The sequence below is a fragment of the Kocuria dechangensis genome (assembly GCF_014636775.1).
Lineage (GTDB): Bacteria > Actinomycetota > Actinomycetes > Actinomycetales > Micrococcaceae > Kocuria > Kocuria dechangensis.
This window is the reverse complement of record NZ_BMEQ01000003.1, coordinates 119,352-137,402: the sequence shown is the minus strand read 5'-3', so window position 1 is coordinate 137,402 and position 18,051 is coordinate 119,352. Positions and strand designations below refer to the sequence as shown.

The 18,051-nt window shown below is 70.8% G+C and carries 18 protein-coding genes; 12 read left to right on the top strand and 6 right to left on the bottom strand.

Features of this window, described 5'->3' with window-relative positions; translation table 11 throughout:
* Positions 1 to 39: 39 nt before the first annotated feature.
* The 3 genes from IEW07_RS04295 to paaZ all read left to right on the top strand — a co-directional run bounded on the left by IEW07_RS04295 (position 40) and on the right by paaZ (position 4,471).
* Positions 40 to 495 carry a DUF485 domain-containing protein gene (locus IEW07_RS04295; protein ID WP_188534621.1) on the top strand — a complete coding sequence of 152 codons (456 nt, stop codon included), beginning with the start codon at positions 40 to 42 and terminating at the stop codon, positions 493 to 495.
* Entirely contained in the window at positions 492 to 2,057 is a 1,566-nt protein-coding gene (locus tag IEW07_RS04290; protein WP_188534619.1) for a solute symporter family protein, read from the top strand. The genes IEW07_RS04295 and IEW07_RS04290 overlap by 4 nt, the downstream gene beginning before the upstream one ends.
* Positions 2,058 to 2,380: 323 nt before the next feature.
* Entirely contained in the window at positions 2,381 to 4,471 is a 2,091-nt protein-coding gene (paaZ, locus tag IEW07_RS04285) for a phenylacetic acid degradation bifunctional protein PaaZ (RefSeq protein ID WP_188534617.1), read from the top strand.
* A gap of 202 nt (positions 4,472 to 4,673) precedes the next feature.
* On the opposite strand, the gene IEW07_RS04280 is transcribed toward paaZ, so the two are convergent.
* The 3 genes from IEW07_RS04280 to paaI form a co-directional block, all read right to left on the bottom strand.
* The gene (locus IEW07_RS04280; RefSeq protein ID WP_188534615.1) at positions 4,674 to 5,309 is read right to left on the bottom strand and encodes a TetR/AcrR family transcriptional regulator; all 636 of its coding nucleotides are present in this window, start codon (positions 5,307 to 5,309) and stop codon (positions 4,674 to 4,676) included.
* A gap of 107 nt (positions 5,310 to 5,416) precedes the next feature.
* Positions 5,417 to 6,760 carry a phenylacetate--CoA ligase family protein gene (locus IEW07_RS04275; RefSeq protein WP_188534613.1) on the bottom strand — a complete coding sequence of 448 codons (1,344 nt, stop codon included), beginning with the start codon at positions 6,758 to 6,760 and terminating at the stop codon, positions 5,417 to 5,419.
* A 1-nt stretch (position 6,761) separates the two neighbouring features.
* The gene (paaI, locus tag IEW07_RS04270; RefSeq protein WP_188534611.1) at positions 6,762 to 7,211 is read right to left on the bottom strand and encodes a hydroxyphenylacetyl-CoA thioesterase PaaI; all 450 of its coding nucleotides are present in this window, start codon (positions 7,209 to 7,211) and stop codon (positions 6,762 to 6,764) included.
* Positions 7,212 to 7,414: 203 nt separating this feature from the next.
* Between paaI and paaA the strand changes: the two genes are divergently transcribed.
* The 7 genes from paaA to IEW07_RS04235 all read left to right on the top strand — a co-directional run bounded on the left by paaA (position 7,415) and on the right by IEW07_RS04235 (position 14,319).
* Complete coding sequence (gene paaA, locus IEW07_RS04265) at positions 7,415 to 8,431, top strand: 1,2-phenylacetyl-CoA epoxidase subunit PaaA (RefSeq protein ID WP_229741559.1); 1,017 nt, start codon at positions 7,415 to 7,417, stop codon at positions 8,429 to 8,431.
* Between the two features lie 2 nt (positions 8,432 to 8,433).
* Positions 8,434 to 8,760 (top strand): 1,2-phenylacetyl-CoA epoxidase subunit PaaB, encoded by a 327-nt coding sequence (gene paaB, locus IEW07_RS04260; protein ID WP_188534609.1) that lies wholly within the window; start codon positions 8,434 to 8,436, stop codon positions 8,758 to 8,760.
* On the top strand, positions 8,757 to 9,584 hold the full coding sequence (gene paaC, locus IEW07_RS04255; protein WP_188534606.1) for a 1,2-phenylacetyl-CoA epoxidase subunit PaaC: 828 nt from the start codon (positions 8,757 to 8,759) through the stop codon (positions 9,582 to 9,584). The genes paaB and paaC overlap by 4 nt, the downstream gene beginning before the upstream one ends.
* Before the next feature lie 7 nt (positions 9,585 to 9,591).
* Complete coding sequence (paaD, locus tag IEW07_RS04250) at positions 9,592 to 10,137, top strand: 1,2-phenylacetyl-CoA epoxidase subunit PaaD (RefSeq protein WP_188534604.1); 546 nt, start codon at positions 9,592 to 9,594, stop codon at positions 10,135 to 10,137.
* Positions 10,137 to 11,303: a 1,2-phenylacetyl-CoA epoxidase subunit PaaE gene (paaE, locus tag IEW07_RS04245; RefSeq protein ID WP_188534602.1), complete on the top strand. Its 1,167-nt coding sequence runs from the start codon at positions 10,137 to 10,139 to the stop codon at positions 11,301 to 11,303. The genes paaD and paaE overlap by 1 nt, the downstream gene beginning before the upstream one ends.
* Before the next feature lie 128 nt (positions 11,304 to 11,431).
* Positions 11,432 to 12,205: an enoyl-CoA hydratase/isomerase family protein gene (locus IEW07_RS04240; RefSeq protein WP_188534601.1), complete on the top strand. Its 774-nt coding sequence runs from the start codon at positions 11,432 to 11,434 to the stop codon at positions 12,203 to 12,205.
* A 143-nt stretch (positions 12,206 to 12,348) separates the two neighbouring features.
* Complete coding sequence (locus IEW07_RS04235) at positions 12,349 to 14,319, top strand: M13 family metallopeptidase (protein ID WP_188534600.1); 1,971 nt, start codon at positions 12,349 to 12,351, stop codon at positions 14,317 to 14,319.
* A 57-nt stretch (positions 14,320 to 14,376) separates the two neighbouring features.
* Here IEW07_RS04235 and IEW07_RS04230 read toward each other — a convergent pair whose 3' ends face one another.
* The 3 genes from IEW07_RS04230 to IEW07_RS04220 all read right to left on the bottom strand — a co-directional run bounded on the left by IEW07_RS04230 (position 14,377) and on the right by IEW07_RS04220 (position 17,079).
* Entirely contained in the window at positions 14,377 to 14,838 is a 462-nt protein-coding gene (locus tag IEW07_RS04230; RefSeq protein WP_188534599.1) for a hypothetical protein, read from the bottom strand.
* Between the two features lie 79 nt (positions 14,839 to 14,917).
* On the bottom strand, positions 14,918 to 15,724 hold the full coding sequence (locus IEW07_RS04225) for a carbon-nitrogen hydrolase family protein (RefSeq protein WP_188534598.1): 807 nt from the start codon (positions 15,722 to 15,724) through the stop codon (positions 14,918 to 14,920).
* A 179-nt stretch (positions 15,725 to 15,903) separates the two neighbouring features.
* Positions 15,904 to 17,079, bottom strand: coding sequence for a M14 family zinc carboxypeptidase (locus IEW07_RS04220; protein ID WP_188534597.1), 1,176 nt, complete (start codon positions 17,077 to 17,079; stop codon positions 15,904 to 15,906).
* A 190-nt stretch (positions 17,080 to 17,269) separates the two neighbouring features.
* Between IEW07_RS04220 and IEW07_RS04215 the strand changes: the two genes are divergently transcribed.
* Both IEW07_RS04215 and IEW07_RS04210 read left to right on the top strand, forming a co-directional pair.
* Positions 17,270 to 17,656: a YidH family protein gene (locus IEW07_RS04215; protein WP_188534596.1), complete on the top strand. Its 387-nt coding sequence runs from the start codon at positions 17,270 to 17,272 to the stop codon at positions 17,654 to 17,656.
* A 1-nt stretch (position 17,657) separates the two neighbouring features.
* A complete protein-coding gene (locus IEW07_RS04210; protein ID WP_188534595.1) occupies positions 17,658 to 18,032 on the top strand; it encodes a DUF202 domain-containing protein in 375 nt (124 codons plus the stop codon).
* The last annotated feature ends 19 nt before the right edge of the window (positions 18,033 to 18,051 follow it).

The following is an 18,051-nucleotide window of genomic DNA, read 5'->3' as shown; positions in this document are numbered from 1 at the left end:
GCCGGACACCGGACGGCTCCCCCCAGAAAGGATCGTGGAATGGAAATCCAGAACAGCACCACCGCCAACGCCGATGCCTCTCGGGAGTACTACGAGGGGATGACAGCCGTACGCCGTCGGATCGTCCGACCCCTCGTGATCATCACCCTGGTGGCCTTCTTCCTCCAGCAGGTGCTCACCAACTTCACCAGCGTTCTCGACGGGTTCGCCGCCGACGGCCTCTCGTGGGCCTACCTCTACGCCTTCGCGCTGTTCTTCCTCGTCGTCGTCCTCACGACGGTCTACAAGCGCGCGATGGACAAGGTCGAGGACGAGCTGCGGCCCGCCCACCTCGACGAGACCGCCGCCCACTACGAGGACTGGACCGAGTGGGAGAAGCACGAGGCCCAGCTCGAGGCCGAGCTCGCCGACGAGGAGAAGTCGCACGCGGAATCCCGTGCGCACGGCACGGTCGACGAGACCCCGACCCAGCACGACAAGGAGACCCGCCCGTGAGCACCGAAGCATCCGTCCTCTTCGCGGTATTCGTCGCGATCACCCTCTACATCACCTACTGGGCCGGCAAGCGGAACAAGTCCGTGGAGTCCCACCTCGTCGCCACGGGGTCGATCTCGGGCCGCCAGAACGGCGTCGCCATCGCCGGCGACTTCATCTCGGCGGCGACCTTCCTCGGCACCACCGGCGCCATCGCGCTGGGCGGCTTCAACGGCTTCTACCTCGCCGTCTACATCCCCATCGCCTTCCTGCTCGCCATGCTCCTGATCGCCGAGCCCCTGCGCAACCTCGGCCACTTCACCCTCGGTGACGTGCTCGCCACCCGCTTCCGCGGCGACGGGGTGCGCGGCGCCATCGCGACCAGCTCGATCGTCGTCTCGCTGCTCTACATGGTCGCCCAGTTCGTCGGCGCGGCACTGCTCATCCAGCTCCTCTTCGGGCTGGACTACGTCGTCGCGGCCGTCATCATCGGCGTCCTCACCACGCTCTACACCCTCGTCGGGGGCATGCTCGCGACGACCTACATCCAGATCATCAAGACGGTGCTGCTGCTCCTCGCGGGCATCCTCCTCCTCATGTTCGTCCTGGCGCAGTTCGGCTGGAACCCGTTGGAGGTCTTCCGCCGCGTCGACGAGGCGACCGGCGGCAAGATGCTCCAGCCCACGCGGGCAGGCGCCGCCGCCCAGTGGGAGCAGTTCTCGCTGATCTTCGGCGTGACCCTGGGCGTCCTCGGCCTGCCGCACGTCATGATCCGCTTCCTCACAGTCAAGGACTCCAGGGCGGCCCGGACCTCGGCCGTGACGTCGATCTGGATCTTCGCGTGCTTCCTCATCACCCTGCCCGTCCTGGCGTACGCCGGCCTGCTCCTCATCGACGAGCAGCGCTTCGCCGCGGCGGCCAAGTCCGGCGGCAACATGACCATGCCGCTGCTCGCGTCGACCCTCGGCGGCGACCTGCTCCTCGCGTTCGTCTCGGCCGTCGCCTTCGCGACCATCCTCGCGGCGCTCTCCGGTCTGGTCATCGCCACGACCGGCGCGATCTCGCACGACATCTACGGCAAGCTGCTGCGCAAGGGCGCCGTGGACCACACCCAGCAGCTCAAGGTGGCCCGCATCGCGACCGTCTCGAGCGCGGTCGTCGCCATGCTCGTCGCCCTGCTGGTGCAGAACCAGAACGTCGCGTTCCTCGCCACGCTCGCCATCGCCGTGGCGGCCTCGGCCAACCTGCCGGCGCTGCTCTTCACCATGTACGCCCGCAGGGCGACGGCCAAGGGAGTCATGTGGGGCATGATCGCGGGCCTGGTGACCGCGGTGGGGATGATCCTGGTGAGCCCGATCTTCCTCCAGGAGAGCGCCCTCATCCCGCTCAAGTCGCCGGGCCTCATCTCGATCCCCGTCGGGTTCCTCGTCATGTGGCTGGTGTCGCTGGCGACCCAGCCGCGGAACGAGGACAAGGTCGAGGCCGACCTGCTGTTCGACCGGATCCGCTTCCAGGCCACGACGGGCATCGACCCGGGCGATCCGGCCAGCGTCCCGCCGAGCCAGCGGATCGCGGCCCACTAGGGTCCTACCCTTCCGCCGGCCCTTTCCGCGGAACCTCTCGGCCGAACCTCTCGGCCGAACCTTTCCGCGGAACCGGAGCAGGCAGCCGCCGCCACAGGTCTTCACCTGTGGCGGCGGCTGCCTTTTCTGCTCCTCTGCGTTCCCCGAGGACTTCCGGGGCATCGTCCGCGCCGACCCCCGTAGGCCCTCGTCGCAGGTGGTCCAGCACCGGCCCGGACTTCTCACTGGATCGATTGTGAAGTAGTGTTAACTCGACTTACATACCGACCGATCGTTCAGGAATAGATTCCGGCACGAGCCGAAGTCCCGAAAGGACCCGGACCATGGCAGTACTGACCAAGACGATTCTCCCCAGCTACGTGGGAGGCCGGTGGTGGATCCCCGAGACCCCTCAGAAGGTCGTGGACGTCACCGACGCCTCGACGGGAGAGGTCGTCGCCCAGGTGTCCACCGACGGCCTCGACGTCGCCTCCGCCGTCGAGTACGGCCGCACGGTGGGCCAGCGCTCCCTCGGGGAGTTCACCATCCACGAGCGGGCGCTCAAGCTCAAGGAGCTCGCGCAGCACCTGACGGCGCACAAGCAGGAGCTCTACGAGCTCTCCTATGCGACCGGGTCCACCCTCAAGGACCACTTCCTCGACGTGGACGGCGGGATCGGCACCCTGTTCATCTTCTCCACCAAGGGCCGTGCGGAGCTGCCCAACGCCCACACCATCGTGGACGGGGCCGTGGAGCAGCTCTCCAAGGACGGCTCCTTCCTGGGTGAGCACCTCTACACCCGGCTGCCCGGCGTGGCCGTGCAGATCAACGCCTTCAACTTCCCGGTGTGGGGCATGCTCGAGAAGTTCGCTCCGGCCTTCCTCGCCGGCGTGCCGAGCATCGTCAAGCCCGCGACCCCCACCGGCTACGTCACCGAGGCCTGCGTGCGCCTGATGATCGAGTCCGGCATCCTCCCCGAGGGCTCGCTGCAGCTGATCTCCGGCTCCGCCCGCGACCTGCTGGACCCCCTCGACTACCGCGACCACGTGGCGTTCACCGGTTCCGCGGCCACCGCCCGGACCCTGCGCGAGCACGACAACGTCGTCAACGGCGGGGTCCACTTCACCGCCGAGACCGACTCCCTCAACGCCGCGATCCTGGGCCCCGACGCCACTCCCGACACCCCCGAGTTCGAGGCGTTCGTCAAGGCCGTGTTCACGGAGATCACCGCCAAGGCCGGCCAGAAGTGCACCGCGATCCGCCGCGTGATCGTGCCGCATGAGCGCGTGGAGGACGTCGTGGCGGCGGTCGCGCAGCGGGTGCAGGAGCGCGTGGTCATCGGCGACCCCCGCACCGAGGGCGTCACCATGGGGGCGCTGGCGTCCAAGGAGCAGCAGAACGAGGTCCGCAAGGCCGTGCAGAGCCTGGTCGACGCCGGTGGCACGGTGCGGCTGGGCGGGCCCGAGGCACTGCTCGAGCTGCCCGGCGCCGAGACGGGCGCCTTCTTCCCCGTGACACTGCTGTCCTTCGACGACCCGGAGACCCCGGAGGTCCACTCCGTCGAGGCCTTCGGCCCCGTGACCTCGGTGCTCGGCTACACGGACGTCGACGACGCCGTGCGGCTCGCCGTGCGCGGTGGCGGCTCGCTGGTCGCGACCGTGTGCACGAACGACGGGCCCACTGCCGCCCGGATCGCCGCGGGCCTGGGCGCCCACCACGGCCGCATGCACTTCCTGAACCGGCAGGACGCCAAGTCCTCGACCGGCCACGGCTCGCCCATGCCGCACCTGGTCCACGGCGGGCCCGGCCGCGCCGGCGGCGGCGAGGAGCTCGGCGGCGTGCGCGGCGTCAAGCACTACATGCAGCGCACGGCCATCCAGGGCTCGCCGGACACCCTCACCGCCGTGACGGGGGTGTGGCACCGCGGAGCGGCCGCGAACACCGTGACCCGTCAGGACGTGGAGAACGGCACGGGCGAGCACCCGTTCCGCAAGTCGCTCGAGACCCTGCGCATCGGCGACCAGCTCGCCTCGGACCTGCGCACCGTGACCCTCGAGGACATCACGGCCTTCGCCGAGAAGACCGGCGACACGTTCTACGCCCACACCGACGAGGAGGCCGCCACCGCCAACCCGTTCTTCCCGCGGCGCGTGGCCCACGGCTACCTGCTCGTGGCCTGGGCGGCCGGCCTGTTCGTGGAGCCCGCGCCCGGCCCCGTGCTGGCCAACTACGGCCTGGAGAACCTGCGCTTCATCACTCCGGTGACCTACGACGACGCCATCCGGGTGACCCTGACCGCCAAGCAGATCACCCCGCGGGTGACCGACGAGTACGGCGAGGTGCGCTGGGACGCGGTCCTGCACAACCAGAAGGACGAGGTCGTGGCGACCTACGACGTGCTGACCCTGGTCGCGAAGACCTGGCCCACCGCCTGAGCACCTGAGCGGGCCGGCTCGCCCCTGGCCCGCCGAGCCCCCACCCGGACCGGCACCAGCCCGCCGAGTCCCCACGAGCGGCGCAATCCCCCACGCAGCAGCGTGGGGGATTGCGTGCGTCGTGGGGGCTCGGCGGGCGGCCAGGCCAGTCACATGGGGACTCGGTGGGAAAGGCGGGAAGGACTCTGGCCGGGGCCGCTGGTCAGGACGTGCGCAGGCCCGAGAAGGCGAGCGCCACCACGGTGTCCGCCAGTGCGGCGGTGGACGTCTCCGCGGACGTCTCCACATCGGGCTTGTACCAGTCGACGATCGAGTTGATCATGCCCAGCAGCAGGCGGGACGCGGAGCGGGCGCTGAGGTCGTCGCGCACCGCGCCCTCGGTCTGGGCCTGCGCGATGAGCTGTCCCACCCGGCGGGTGATGGTGCGGCGGCGTTCCAGCGCCCGTGTCTCGACCTCCGAGTTGCCCCGCAGCCGCAGCAGCAGGGTCACGTACGGCATCTGCTCCACCAGGACGCGCACGGTCCCCCGGATCACGTCCTCGAGCCGGTCCACGGCGGGCGCGGCCATCGCCTCGCCGCCCTGGACGACCTCCTCGAGGGCGTCCAGCGCCCGGGAGAGCGCCTGCTCGAGGATCTCCTCCTTGGACTCCACGTGGTGGTAGATCGCGGACTTGGAGATCCCCAGGTTCTTGGAGAGGGTCCCCATGGACGTCGCGTCGTAGCCGTGGACGTTGAACACGTCCACGCAGATGCGCAGCAGCGTCTCACGGTCGTACCCAGGCCGGCCGCGGCGCGGCGACCCGCCTGCCGCGGGGGGCAGCACTGATGCGTACGACATGAATCCTCGATTTCAACGGTAAGTGAACAGAAAGCCATGATTCTATAACGTGACCGGCCCCCGAACGATCTCGGGGGCCGGTCACGGTGTCTCTGGCGGACGCCCCGTCACGCGTCCTTGCGGTGGTCGAAGACGCGGCGCAGCTTGCCGGAGGAGCGGGCGAGACTGCCCGGCTCGGCGATCCGGATCGCCGCCGAGGAGCCGATCTTGGTCTTGATGGCGTGCACGAGCTTCTTGCCGCCGGCCTCGGCCTCCTCCATGGTGACCTGCTCGCGGCGCTCGATGTTGATGGTCATCTGGTCCATCCGGTTCGGCCGGGTGATCTCGAGCGTGAAGTGCGGGCTCAGCTCGGGGATCTGCAGGGCCAGCTCCTCGATTTGGGACGGGAACAGGTTCACCCCGCGCAGGATGATCATGTCGTCCGAGCGGCCCGTGATGCGGCCCATCCGGCGGTGCCCGGGACGCTCGGTGCCCGGCAGCAGCCGGGTGAGGTCGTGGGTGCGGTAGCGGATGATCGGCAGCGCCTCCTTGGTGAGCGCCGTGAACACGAGCTCGCCGGGCCGTCCGGTCTCCTGGACCTCGTCCGTGGTGGGGTCGATGATCTCGGGGCGGAAGTGGTCCTCCCAGATGTGGGACCCGTCCTTGGTCACGGCGGACTCCCCCGCCACGCCCGGGCCCATGACCTCGGACAGGCCGTAGATGTCGCACGCGTCGATGCCGAAGGTGGTCTCGATCTCGCGGCGCATCTCCTCCGTCCAGGGCTCGGCACCGAGCACCGCGGTGCGCAGGGAGGTCTCGCGCGGGTCGAGACCGAGCTTCCTGAAGCCGTCGGCGATGGTCAGCAGGTAGGTGGGCGTCGAGAGGATCGCCTGCGGCTCGAAGTCGCGGATCATCTGGACCTGCTTCTCGGTCTGCCCGCCGGACATCGGGATGACGGCGCAGCCCAGGCGCTCCGCGCCGTAGTGGGCGCCGAGGCCGCCGGTGAACAGGCCGTAGCCGTAGGCGTTGTGCACCTTGTCCCCGGGGCGCACCCCGGCCAGCCGGAAGCAGCGGGCGACGAGCGTGCCCCAGGTCAGGAGGTCGTTCTCGGTGTAGGCCACCACGGTCGGCTGGCCGGTGGTGCCGGAGGAGGCGTGGATGCGCCGGATCTCGCTCATCGGCACCGCGAGGGCCTTGAAGGGGTAGCTCTTCCGCAGGAAGTCCTTGTCCGTGTACGGGAACAGGCGGAGGTCCTCGAGCTCCTTGAAGTCTCCCGGGTGCACACCGTGCTCGTCGTAGAGCTCCGTGTAGGCGGGGACGTTCTCGTAGGCGTGGTGGAGGGTCCAGCGCAGGCGCTCGACCTGCAGGGACTCGATCTGGTCCCGGCTCATCGTCTCCTCGGGGTCCGGCTGCGACCGGTCCGCGGGAGCGGGAGAGGGGGAGTAGGGGTTCGGCACGGAGGTGACGGTCATATCAGGCTTCCTCGGACTGCTGGGCGGACTGGAGAACGGGCTTTCGGGCGGGATTCGGGATGGTGCGGCTGCGGCCGCGGAACTCGGCGACCAGGACGTCGTCGTCCGTGGTGACGCGGATGTCGTAGACCCCGCTGCGCCCGGCCTGCGCCCGGACGGTGCCGACCGCGACGAGGGTCTGGCCGCGCCGGGCGGAGGAGATGAAGTTGATGTCGACGCCGGCGGCCACCGTGATGGTGCTCCCGTCCCCTGCGGGGTCGTTGCAGGCGAGGGCGAAGCAGGTGTCCGCGAAGGCGAAGATCATTCCGCCGTGGGCGATCCCGAAGCCGTTGAGCATCTCCTCGCGCAGGGTCATGCGGATCTGCGCATGACCGTAGTCGGCCCGGTCCACCTCGATGCCCATCCACCGGGAGGTGTGGTCCCCCGCGAGAATGGGGTGCTCCTGGGGCATGTGCTTCTCCTCACAATTCACGACCGAATGGTCAGTAGACAATCCCAGAACGGCCGTCGTGTCAACCCTGAGCCTGCTTGTGATCAATGGGGCGAAATGTGTTGACGCCGCCGCCTCGGTCCGCATATTCTGAACGAACGGTCAGTTAGTCACGTGGAGCCGCACCGGACCCGTGACGCCATCTCGTTCGGAAGAGGGACACCATGACTACGCAGACCCCTGGGCTCCACGCCGTGCCCGCGGCCGACCCGGCCGCTCAGGCCGAGCAGGACCGCGCCGGCCAGGAGCACTTCGACCGCATCATCGCGGAGGACTCGCGCGTCGAGCCGCGCGACTGGATGCCCGAGGCCTACCGGAAGACGCTCGTCCGCCAGGTCTCCCAGCACGCGCACTCCGAGATCATCGGCATGCAGCCCGAGGGCAACTGGATCTCCCGCGCCCCCTCCCTGAAGCGCAAGGCCATCCTCATGGCCAAGGTGCAGGACGAGGCCGGCCACGGGCTCTACCTCTACTCCGCCGCCGAGACGCTCGGCACCCCGCGCCACGTGCTCAACCAGCAGCTCCTGGACGGCAGGGCGAAGTACTCCTCGATCTTCAACTACCCCGCCCGCACCTGGGCCGACATGGGCGCCATCGGCTGGCTCGTGGACGGCGCGGCGATCGCCAACCAGGTGCCGCTGTGCCGCGCCTCCTACGGCCCCTACGGCCGCGCCATGGTGCGGATCTGCAAGGAGGAGTCCTTCCACCAGCGCCAGGGCTGGGAGATCCTCTACGAGCTCTCCCACGGGACCCCCGCCCAGAAGCAGATGGCCCAGGACGCCGTGAACCGCTTCTACGGCCCGTCCCTGCAGATGTTCGGCCCGCCGGACGAGGACTCCCCCAACTCGAAGCAGTCGATGGCCTGGAACATCAAGCGCTTCTCCAACGACGAGCTGCGCCAGCGCTTCGTGGACATGATCGTCGAGCAGGCCGAGGCCCTGGACCTGACCCTGCCGGACCCGGACCTGAAGTGGAACGAGGACCGCGGCCACTACGACTACGGACCCCTCGACTGGGACGAGTTCAAGGCCGTGGTCTCCGGCAAGGGCCCGTGCAGCGTCCAGCGCATGCAGCGCCGCCGCCAGGCCCACGAGGACGGCGCCTGGGTCCGCGAGGCCGCCGCCGCCTATGCCCGCAAGACCGCCGCGGAGCGCGCCTCCGCCGAACTCATCGGAGCCTGAGAATGAGCGAGAACAACGAGAACAACGTGACCGGCCTCGGCGGGTCGTCGGCCGAGTGGCCCCTGTGGGAGGTGTTCGTGCGCTCGTCGCGCGGGCTGTCCCACGTCCACGCCGGCTCCCTGCACGCCCCGGACGCCACCATGGCGGTGCGCAACGCGCGCGACCTCTACACCCGCCGCAACGAGGGAACCTCCGTGTGGGTGGTCCCCTCCGAGGCCGTCACGGCGTCGGACCCCGACTCCAAGGGCGGGTACTTCGAGTCCGCGCAGGGCAAGAGCTACCGGCACGCCACGTACTACACCAAGAGCGAAGGGGTGAAGCACCTGTGAGCTTCGCGTCCCACGATTCGGCGACCAAGCAGAGCGCCGGCAACGCCATCACCGCGGAGGACATCCGGGAGGGCGGCTCTAAGGCGCCCGAGGACGTCGCCCGCTACGCCCTGTACCTGGGCGACGACGCCCTGATGCTCGCCCAGCGGCTGGGCTGGTGGATCGCCCGCGCCCCCGAGCTCGAGGAGGACATCGCGCTGGCCAACATCGCGCTGGACCTGCTCGGCCACGCCCGGTTCTTCCTCACCTACGCGGGCAGCGCGTGGGGCAAGACCGAGGACGACCTCGCGTACTTCCGCGACGAGGAGGAGTTCCGCTCCTGCCGCCTGGTGGAGCAGGAGAACGGGGACTTCGGGCAGACCATCGCCCGGCAGCTGATCTTCTCCTTCTACCAGTACGAGCTCTACCGCCGGCTGGTCCGCTCCTCGGACCCGACCCTCGCCGCCATCGCCGAGAAGGCGCTCAAGGAGGTCGAGTACCACCAGGACCACGCGAGCCAGTGGATCCTGCGTCTGGGCCTCGGCACGGAGGAGTCCAAGCGCCGCGTCCAGGACGGGCTGCACTACATGTGGCCCTACGTGGACGAGCTCTTCCACGACGACGAGCTGATCGAGTCCCTCGGGGACGTCGCCGTGCTCCCGTCCTCCCTGCGCGCCGACTTCGACCGGCGGATCGCGGAGATCCTCGACGAGGCAGGCCTGGACGTCCCCGACGTCGCCGGCGCCTACGGCGGGGACCGCTCCGGGGAGTTCAGCGAGCAGCGCGGCCACATCCTCGCCGAGATGCAGGTGCTGGCCCGCCAGCACCCCGGCGCCACCTGGTGACGGGGCGATGACGATGACCGAGCACGAGCCGGCGGGCACCACGCAGGTGACCGGCCGGGAGCTGCGGCCCAGCGACCCGGAGTCTGCCCGGATCTGGGACGTGGCCGCCACGGTGAACGACCCGGAGGTCCCGGTGCTCTCCATCGCCGACCTCGGCATCCTGCGGGACGCCCGGGCGGAGGGCGAGCGCGCCGTCGTCGTCATCACCCCGACCTACTCGGGGTGCCCGGCGATGGAGACCATCACCACGGACGTCACCCGCGCGCTCAACGCGCACGGGTGGCAGGACGTGCGGGTCGACCTCGTGCTGCAGCCCGCCTGGACCACCGACTGGATGAGCGAGGACGGCAAGCGCAAGCTCGCCGAGTACGGCATCGCCCCGCCGACCGGCCGGGCCGCCGCCGGCCCCGTCCGGCTGGGGCTCACCGTCAAGTGCCCGCACTGCCACTCGCTCAACACCCGCGAGATGACCCGCTTCGGGTCCACCGCCTGCAAGGCGCTCTACGTCTGCAACGAGTGCCTCGAACCCTTCGACTACTTCAAGGTGCACTGATGACCGATACCACCGCACAGCCCGCGGCCAAGCGCCGGGCCACGTTCAACACCCTCGAGGTCTCCCAGGTCCGCAAGCTCACGGCCGACTCGGTCGAGGTCGCCTTCGCCGTGCCCTCGGAGCTCGTGGAGGACTACAACTACCTCCCCGGCCAGTACGTGGCGCTGCGCGCCCACATCGACGGCCACGAGGTGCGACGCTCCTACTCGATCTGCGCCGAGCCGCGGCCGGGCGAGATCCGGGTCGCGATCAAGCAGGACATCGGCGGCGTGTTCTCGACCTGGGCCAACGAGTTCCTCAAGGCCGGGGACCGGCTCGACGTCATGAACCCGCAGGGCGCCTTCACGTCCAAGCTGCAGGTCACGTCCATGAACGACCCGGAGAAGCTCGCCGCCGAGGAGGTCGCCCGGAACCGCTCCGTGCACCTGGTGGCCTTCGCCGCGGGCTCGGGCATCACCCCGATCATGGCCATCGCCAAGGCCGTGCTGCGCGCCTCGGACTCCTCCACGTTCGACCTCGTCTACGCCAACCGCTCCGCCATGGACGTGATGTTCGCGGAGGAGCTGGGCGACCTCAAGGACAAGTACCCGGCCCGGCTCGCCGTCCACCACGTCCTCTCCCGCGAGCAGCGGATCAGTCCCCTGATGTCCGGGCGGATCGATGCCGACAAGCTCAACGACATCCTGGACGAGGTCATCCAGGTGGACACGACCGACGAGTGGTTCCTCTGCGGGCCCTTCGAGCTCGTCCAGCTGTGCCGGGACACCCTCGCCGAGCGCGGCGTCCCGGAGGAGAAGATCCGCTTCGAGCTGTTCTCCACCGGCCGGCCCGAGACCCCGCAGGGTCAGCAGGGCCGCGTGGTGGAGGCCGACCCGAGGGGCGAGAACTACGCGATCACCTTCAACCTCGACGGCCTCTCCGGCACCGTCGAGTCCCCCAAGAGCTCGCACGAGACCGTCCTGAACGCCGCGCTGCGCGTCCGACCGGACGTCCCGTTCGCCTGCGCCGGCGGCGTGTGCGGCACGTGCCGCGCGAAGGTCGTCTCCGGCGAGTTCGTGATGGAGGAGAACTACGCCCTGGAGAAGGACGAGGTCGACAGGGGCTACGTCCTGACCTGCCAGACCCGCCCCACCTCCAAGGAGCTCGTCGTCGACTTCGACGCCTGAGCCACGGTGCGGGAGCCCGGTGCCGGCACGGCGCCGGGCTCCCGCACTGCTCCGCCCCGGTTCCCCACTTCCCAGCTCCCCTCGCGGAGCTCCCCAGCCCAGTCCCCGCCCCGCACAGAGGAGCAGCAGTGATCGACCTGACCATCGACGGATCCGTGGCCGAAGTGGTGCTGAACGCGCCCGAGAAGATGAACTCCCTCGGCGAGGCCGGCCTCGCCGAGCTCGGCGAAGCCTACGCCGAGGCGGAGCGGGCCGGGGTCCGCGCCCTGGTGCTGCGGGGCGAGGGCCGCGGCTTCTGCGCCGGCCGGGACATCTCCGCCGTGCAGCCCGCCACCGACGACGCCTACGGGTACCTCGCCGGGAAGGTCACCCCGCTGCTGCGCGAGATGAGCCGCTTCCCCGCCCCCACCTTCGCCGCCGTCCAGGGGGCCTGCCTGGGCGTGGGCCTGGGCCTGGCGATCGCCACGGACGTGGTCTACGTGGCGGACAACGCCAAGATCGGCTCCCCGTTCGCCAACCTCGGCGCGACCCTCGACTCCGGCGGGCACGCCCTGTTCACCGAACGGCTCGGCGCCCACCGCACGCTCGACCTCATCTACACGGCCGAGCTGATGAGCGGCGCGGAGGCCGTGCGCTCGGGGCTGTTCAGCCGCTCCGTGCCCGCCGAGGAGCTGCTCGACCTCACCCGCGCCAAGGCCGCCGCGGTGGCCGAGGGCGCGACTGGCGCATTCCTCGCCTCCCGCGAGCTCGTGGCCCAGATCCGGGACGAGCGGATCGGCCTGTGGGAGTCGGTCGAGAACGAGAACCGGGTGCAGGGCGAGCTGTGCCGCAGCGCCGACTACGCCGAGGGCTTCGCCGCCTTCCAGCAGAAGCGCAAGCCGCAGTTCACCGGCCGGGGCTGAGCCCGCCGGGGTCGAGCCGCCGGGGCTGAGCGGTCAGGGCTGAGCCACCGGGGTGGTCCGGGGTTAAGCGGTCGGGGAACAGCCCCCGTCCGTCCCCCGGTGCGCCGGGGCCTGCGGTTAATGTGGTCCCCATGACATCTACGGTGACCTCTTCAGTGTTCGACCTCGACGGCTTCGACCGCTCCGTCCGCCCCCAGGACGACCTGTACCGCCACGTCAACGGCGCGTGGCTGAGCCGCACCGAGATCCCCGACGACAAGCCCTCGGTCGGGGCGTTCATCGAGCTGCGGGACCAGGCCGAGGCCGCGGTGCGCGAGCTCATCACCACCGCGCGCGCCGGGGACCCGGACGCCGTGGAGTCCAAGATCGCGAACCTCTACGCGTCCTTCATGGACGAGGAGCGGATCGAGGCGCTCGGCGCCTCCCCCCTGGCCCCCGACCTCGAGGAGGTCGACGCCGTGGCCGACGTCCCCGGGCTGGTCCGCCACCTCGGCCGGATGATCCGCCGAGGCGTGGGCGGGCTCGTGGAGGTGGACGTGGACTCGGATCCGGGCGACCCGGAGCGGTACCTGGCCTTCGTGGGCCAGTCCGGTCTGGGCCTGCCGGACGAGGAGTACTACCGGGCCGATCAGCACGCCGGGATCCGCGAGCAGTACCTGGCCCACGTGGAGACCATGCTCGCCCTGGCCGGCTTCGCCGACGCCGCCGAGCAGGCCCGGGCGGCCGTGGCCCTCGAGACGCGGATCGCCGCCCACCACTGGGACAAGGTCACAGTCCGCGACCTCACGAAGATGTACAACCCCATGGGCTTCGAGGAGCTCGCCGCCACCACCGAGGCCCTCGACTGGCGGCTCCTGGCCGAGGGCGCGGAGCTCCCCGCCTCCGCGCTGCGGACGGTCGTCAACGCCCAGCCGACGTTCTTCACCGGTGTCGAGGAGCTGCTGACCGAGGACCTGCTGCCGGCGTGGCGGTCCTGGGCCCGGTGGCACCTGGTCTCGGCGCGGGCCTCCTACCTGTCCTCGGCGTTCGTCGAGGCGGACTTCGCGTTCTACGGCACCGTCATCTCGGGCACCCCGCGGCTCAAGGACCGGTGGAAGCGCGGCGTCGAGCTGGTCAACGGCGTCCTGGGCGAGGCCGTGGGCGAACTCTACGTCGAGGCGCACTTCCCGGCCTCGGCCAAGGAGCGGATGGACGAGCTCGTGGCGAACCTGCTCGAGGCCTACCGGGTCTCCATCACCGAGCTCGACTGGATGACGGAGGAGACCCGCCAGGAGGCGCTGAAGAAGCTCTCCCAGTTCACCCCGAAGATCGGCTACCCCGAGAAGTGGAAGGACTACTCCTCCCTGGAGATCCGCCCCGACGACCTCGTGGGCAACCGGGTGCGGACCACGGGGTTCCGCCTGGCCGAGCTGGTCCGCAAGGCCGGCAGCCCGATGGAGGAGCACGAGTGGCTGATGACCCCGCAGACGGTCAACGCCTACTACCACCCGCTGCGCAACGAGATCGTCTTCCCCGCCGCGATCCTCCAGCCGCCCTTCTTCAACGAGGCCGCGGACGACGCCGTGAACTACGGCGCGATCGGCTCCGTCATCGGCCACGAGATCGGCCACGGCTTCGACGACAAGGGCTCGACGTGCGACGGCGACGGCCGGCTGCGCAACTGGTGGACCGACGCCGACCGCCGGGCCTTCGAGGAGCGCACCGCGGAGCTGGTGCGCCAGTACGACCGGCTCATCCCCCACCAGCTGGAGGAGGAGGGCACGACCGTCAACGGCGAGCTGACCCTCGGTGAGAACATCGGGGACCTGGGCGGGCTGTCCATCGCCCACAAGGCGTGGAGGATGTCCCGGGAGGCGACGAGCGCCTTCGGTCCCGGGGAGCTGGTGGACGGCTACAGCCCCGAGCAGCGGCTGTTCCTGTCCTGGGCGTACGTGTGGCAGCAGAAGTCCCGCGACGAGGCCCTGCGCCACCGCATCGCCACGGACCCGCACTCCCCCAACGAGTTCCGCGCCAACCAGGTGGTGCGCAACATCGACGCCTTCTACGAGGCGTTCGGCGTCCTCCCGTCGGACGCCCTGTGGCTCCCGAAGGTGGAGCGCGTCAGCATCTGGTGACGCGCCCCGCGTCCCCGCGTCCCCGCGTCCCGGCGCGGAGAGGCAGGGACGCGGGGATCAGCCTCCGTTCGAGGTGACGAAGAAGAGCATCGCGGTGATCCAGATGCCGAGGAACAGCAGCATCAGGCCCAGCAGGACGGTGCCCACCCAGCCCAGGATCCGGCCGGCGGGGGCCGGGACCCCCAGTTTCTCGGCCTCGTTGGCCTGCCAGATGGCGAAGGGGCCCAGGAGGGGCAGCGTCACGACGCTGAGGATCCCCAGCACCAGGGCGGTCTCGGCCCGGCTGCGGCCCAGGACGCGCGGGTCCTCCTGCCAGGGCGGGAACGGCGCCCACGGCGGCGGGCCGTACGGGCCGCCGCCGTGCAGGTCGCCACCGCGCTGGTCACCACGGTACTGACCAGGACCGGGCTGACCGGGACCCGGCTGACCCGGCTGACCCGGCTGACCGGGAGCATGCTGACGTGCGTCGTACGGGGCGGCAGGCCTGTGCGGCTGGGGCTCGGAGCGGTCTTCGTCCACGGTGTCCTCCGGTGGTCGGTGGTCGGTGGTCGGTGAGGCGGCGGGTGGCGGCCGCGGGTGTGGGCCCGGGCCGCAGCTGTCAGTCCTGCTCCGCCGCGAGGAGCTCGGCGGGGCCGAAGCGGCGGTTCGCGAGCACGGGCACGGTCTCGCGCACCTCGTCGATCCGCTCCCGCGTGACGTCGGCGAGGACCACGGCCTCGTCCTCGCCGGCCTCGGCGACGACGACGCCCATCGGGTCCAGGACCGCGGAGCGGCCGACCGTGTGCTCCGAGCAGGTGTCCGCGGCCGCGACCCAGACGGTGTTCTCGATGGCGCGGGCCTTGAGCAGCGCCTGCCAGTGGTCGACCTTGTGCTCGCCGGCGAACCAGGCGGCCGGCACGGTGAGCAGCTCCGCCCCGGCGTCGACGACCGCCCGGCAGATCTCGGGGAAGCGCAGGTCGTAGCAGGTGATCATGCCGACCGTGAGCTCCCCGATGCGCACGACCGTCACGCCCTTGTCCCCGGGACGGATCCGGTCCGACTCCCGGTGGCTGAAGGCGTCGTAGAGGTGCAGCTTGCGGTAGGTGCCGAGGATCGCGCCCTGCGCGTCCACGGCCACCAGGGTGTTGTAGGGCCGGCCGTCGGCGGAGCTCTCGTAGCCGCCGGCGATCACGGCGAGGCCCGTCTCCGCGGCGAGGAAGGACAGCCGCTGGACGAAGCCGGACCAGCTCCGGGCCACGAGGTCCTCGAACCCGTCGCCGACGAGCCGCTCCGAGAACATGGCCTCCTCCGGGAACACCACGAGCTCGGCCCCGCCGGCCGCGGCCTGCTCGGCCAGGCGGCGCATGGTCCGCAGGTTGGCGTCCGGGTCGGCTGCGGGCGCGAACTGTCCGACGGCGATCTTCATGGGAGTTCTCCTCGGCGGGATGTGACGACGGGACGTGGCGGCGGGGCGGGCCCGCCCCGGGACCGGCGGGACCGGGCCGGGGCTTCCCACTGTATCCGCCGCCACGTCCGCCGCCACGTCCGCGGCGGCGGACGATGCGCTGCACCGTGCGCGTCACCCTGCGCGGCGGGCGCGGGCCGTCACTCGGTGCGGGTGTTCTGCTCCGGCAGGGTCTCCCAGAAGCCCGTGTCCGCGGTCTCGATCGAGCCGTCCCCGATCGCGCGGGCCGTCTCGGTCATGGTGAGCACGGTCTGGCGGACCAGGTAGCCGTTGCTACGTCCGCCCAGGATGTAGTCCTCGCGGTAGTGGTCGGACATCCCGCGCATCTCGAACAGCAGGGTGGCCACGCCGTACTCGACGGCGATGCCGTTGCGGCTGATGGTCTCGGCCGTGCCGCCCACGTACCTGCCGAGGTGTCCCCAGCCGGTCGGGTCGATCGCCGAGTGCACCACCGAGCCGAGCCGCTTGGAGCGCTCGACCAGCTCGGGGTCCGCGTTCGGCGTCGTCGGGTAGAGGATCGACCCGGAGACGAGCTCGCCGTCCACCTCGGACTGCGTGCCCTGGTGGTGCAGGTCGATCATGTAGTCGATGTCGTGGGCGCCGAGGACGTTGTCGTGCAGGGCCTGCGTCTCGGGCTGGGTGCGGGTGACGTGGTCCCGGTTGAGGTCGATCTCGTTGGCGTTGTACCGGGTGAGGTTCCGGTCCTTGGCGAGGTAGTCCTCGAGCGAGAAGTCGACGTCGCCCATGGCGCCGTCGGGGTTGAGCATGGGGACCACGAGGATGTTGACGTCCTCCAGCAGGCCGCCGGACTTCTGGGTGCCGAGGTGCTTGATGAACTCGAGGGCGCCCTCCGTGGTCAGCTGCTCGTTGCCGTGCTGCTGGGTGAGGTAGAGGATCGTGGGGTTGTCCGGGTCGGAGACGTACTTCGCGAGGTAGAGGTCGCGGCCCTTGACCGACCGGCCGATGACCTCGAGCTCGAGGGCGTCCTGGCGGGCGTCCTGCTCCTGCAGCTCCGCCACGACGTCGTCGTAGGTGCGCAGGTGGGCGGTGGTGAACTGCCCGTTGCCCGGGTTCGGGCCCTCGCCCACGGCCAGGGCGGGCGCGGCCAGCGCCCCTCCGGCCGTGAGCGCGGCGGCCAGGGCCAGAGCGGTGAGGGCCAGAGCGGTGAGGGCCAGAGCGGTGAGGGACGGGGCGGTGAGGGACGGGGCGGTGAGGGACGGGGCGGTGAGGGACGGGGCGGTGAGGGACGGGGCGGTGAGGGACGGGGCGGTGAGGGACGGGGCGGTGAGGGACGGGGCTGCGGGGGGTCGTCGCATCAGGGGGCTCCTCGTGAGGGGATGTGTGAGGTGCTCACAGGCTGGGCCAGGGACGTGACCCGCACCACGGACACGCCGCGGGCACCGCCGGGGCCGGCGCGGGCGGTCCGGGGCCCGGGGACCGTGCCAGGATGGAACCGGACACGGCCGGCGACCGCGCCGGCCGGGCCGCGGCAGCGAAGGGCAGGCCATGGGTGAGAAGTCGGGGACCCCGCACCGGGGCCGGGTCGCGCAACGGCTGCTGGGCGGGGGCGAGGACCCCGACCCGCGCTTCACCCTCGCCAACGAGCGCACGTTCCTGGCCTGGATCCGCACGTCCCTGGCGTTCCTGGCCGGCGGGATCGCGGTCGAGGCGTTCACGGGGGACGTCTTCGACGAGCCGGTCCGCACGTTCCTGTCGGTGGTGCTGCTGGTCCTGAGCATGCTCGTCAGCGGGGGCGCCGCGTTCCGCTGGCTCGGGGTGGAGCGGAGCATGCGGCAGCAGAGCCCGCTGCCCCTGCCCCTGATCGCGCCGGTGCTCGCGGTGGGCGGGGCGATCGCCGCGGGAGTGCTCGTCGTCGTCGTCCTGCAGGACTGAGATGCCCGCTCCGCGCCCCCCGATCCGCCGCCCGCCCCGGGACCCGGCCCCGCCGCCGCACGGGGACCCGGGCCTGCAGCCCGAGCGCACGAGCATGGCGTGGGGCCGGACGCTGATGTCCTTCGTCGTGGTCTCCGCGGTGTTCCTGCGCTGGCTGCCCCACCACGGCCCGTTCGTCCTCGTCCTCTTCGGGCTGGCCGTGGTCACGGCCGTCGCGATCTACCTGACCCAGCGCCCGCGCTACACCCGCAGCGCGCGCGGCATCGCCGAGGAGGAGTCCGCGCCGGAGGTGGGGGCGGTGCTGGCCACCGCCACGGCTGTGGTGGCCCTGGGCGCGCTGGGGCTCTACGTGGTGCTGGTCCTCGTCCGGCCGTGAGGACCGCTCCGCCCCCGGG

Coding starts and splice junctions, on each gene's coding strand:
- IEW07_RS04225 (WP_188534598.1), bottom strand. CDS start 15,724: ATGAAGATCGCCGTCGGACAGTTCGCGCCCGCAGCCGACCCGGACGCC.
- paaA (WP_229741559.1), top strand. CDS start 7,415: ATGACTACGCAGACCCCTGGGCTCCACGCCGTGCCCGCGGCCGACCCG.
- paaZ (WP_188534617.1), top strand. CDS start 2,381: ATGGCAGTACTGACCAAGACGATTCTCCCCAGCTACGTGGGAGGCCGG.
- IEW07_RS04295 (WP_188534621.1), top strand. CDS start 40: ATGGAAATCCAGAACAGCACCACCGCCAACGCCGATGCCTCTCGGGAG.
- paaB (WP_188534609.1), top strand. CDS start 8,434: ATGAGCGAGAACAACGAGAACAACGTGACCGGCCTCGGCGGGTCGTCG.
- IEW07_RS04220 (WP_188534597.1), bottom strand. CDS start 17,079: ATGCGACGACCCCCCGCAGCCCCGTCCCTCACCGCCCCGTCCCTCACC.
- IEW07_RS04215 (WP_188534596.1), top strand. CDS start 17,270: ATGGGTGAGAAGTCGGGGACCCCGCACCGGGGCCGGGTCGCGCAACGG.
- paaI (WP_188534611.1), bottom strand. CDS start 7,211: ATGCCCCAGGAGCACCCCATTCTCGCGGGGGACCACACCTCCCGGTGG.
- paaE (WP_188534602.1), top strand. CDS start 10,137: ATGACCGATACCACCGCACAGCCCGCGGCCAAGCGCCGGGCCACGTTC.
- IEW07_RS04275 (WP_188534613.1), bottom strand. CDS start 6,760: ATGACCGTCACCTCCGTGCCGAACCCCTACTCCCCCTCTCCCGCTCCC.
- IEW07_RS04210 (WP_188534595.1), top strand. CDS start 17,658: ATGCCCGCTCCGCGCCCCCCGATCCGCCGCCCGCCCCGGGACCCGGCC.
- IEW07_RS04280 (WP_188534615.1), bottom strand. CDS start 5,309: ATGTCGTACGCATCAGTGCTGCCCCCCGCGGCAGGCGGGTCGCCGCGC.
- paaD (WP_188534604.1), top strand. CDS start 9,592: ATGACGATGACCGAGCACGAGCCGGCGGGCACCACGCAGGTGACCGGC.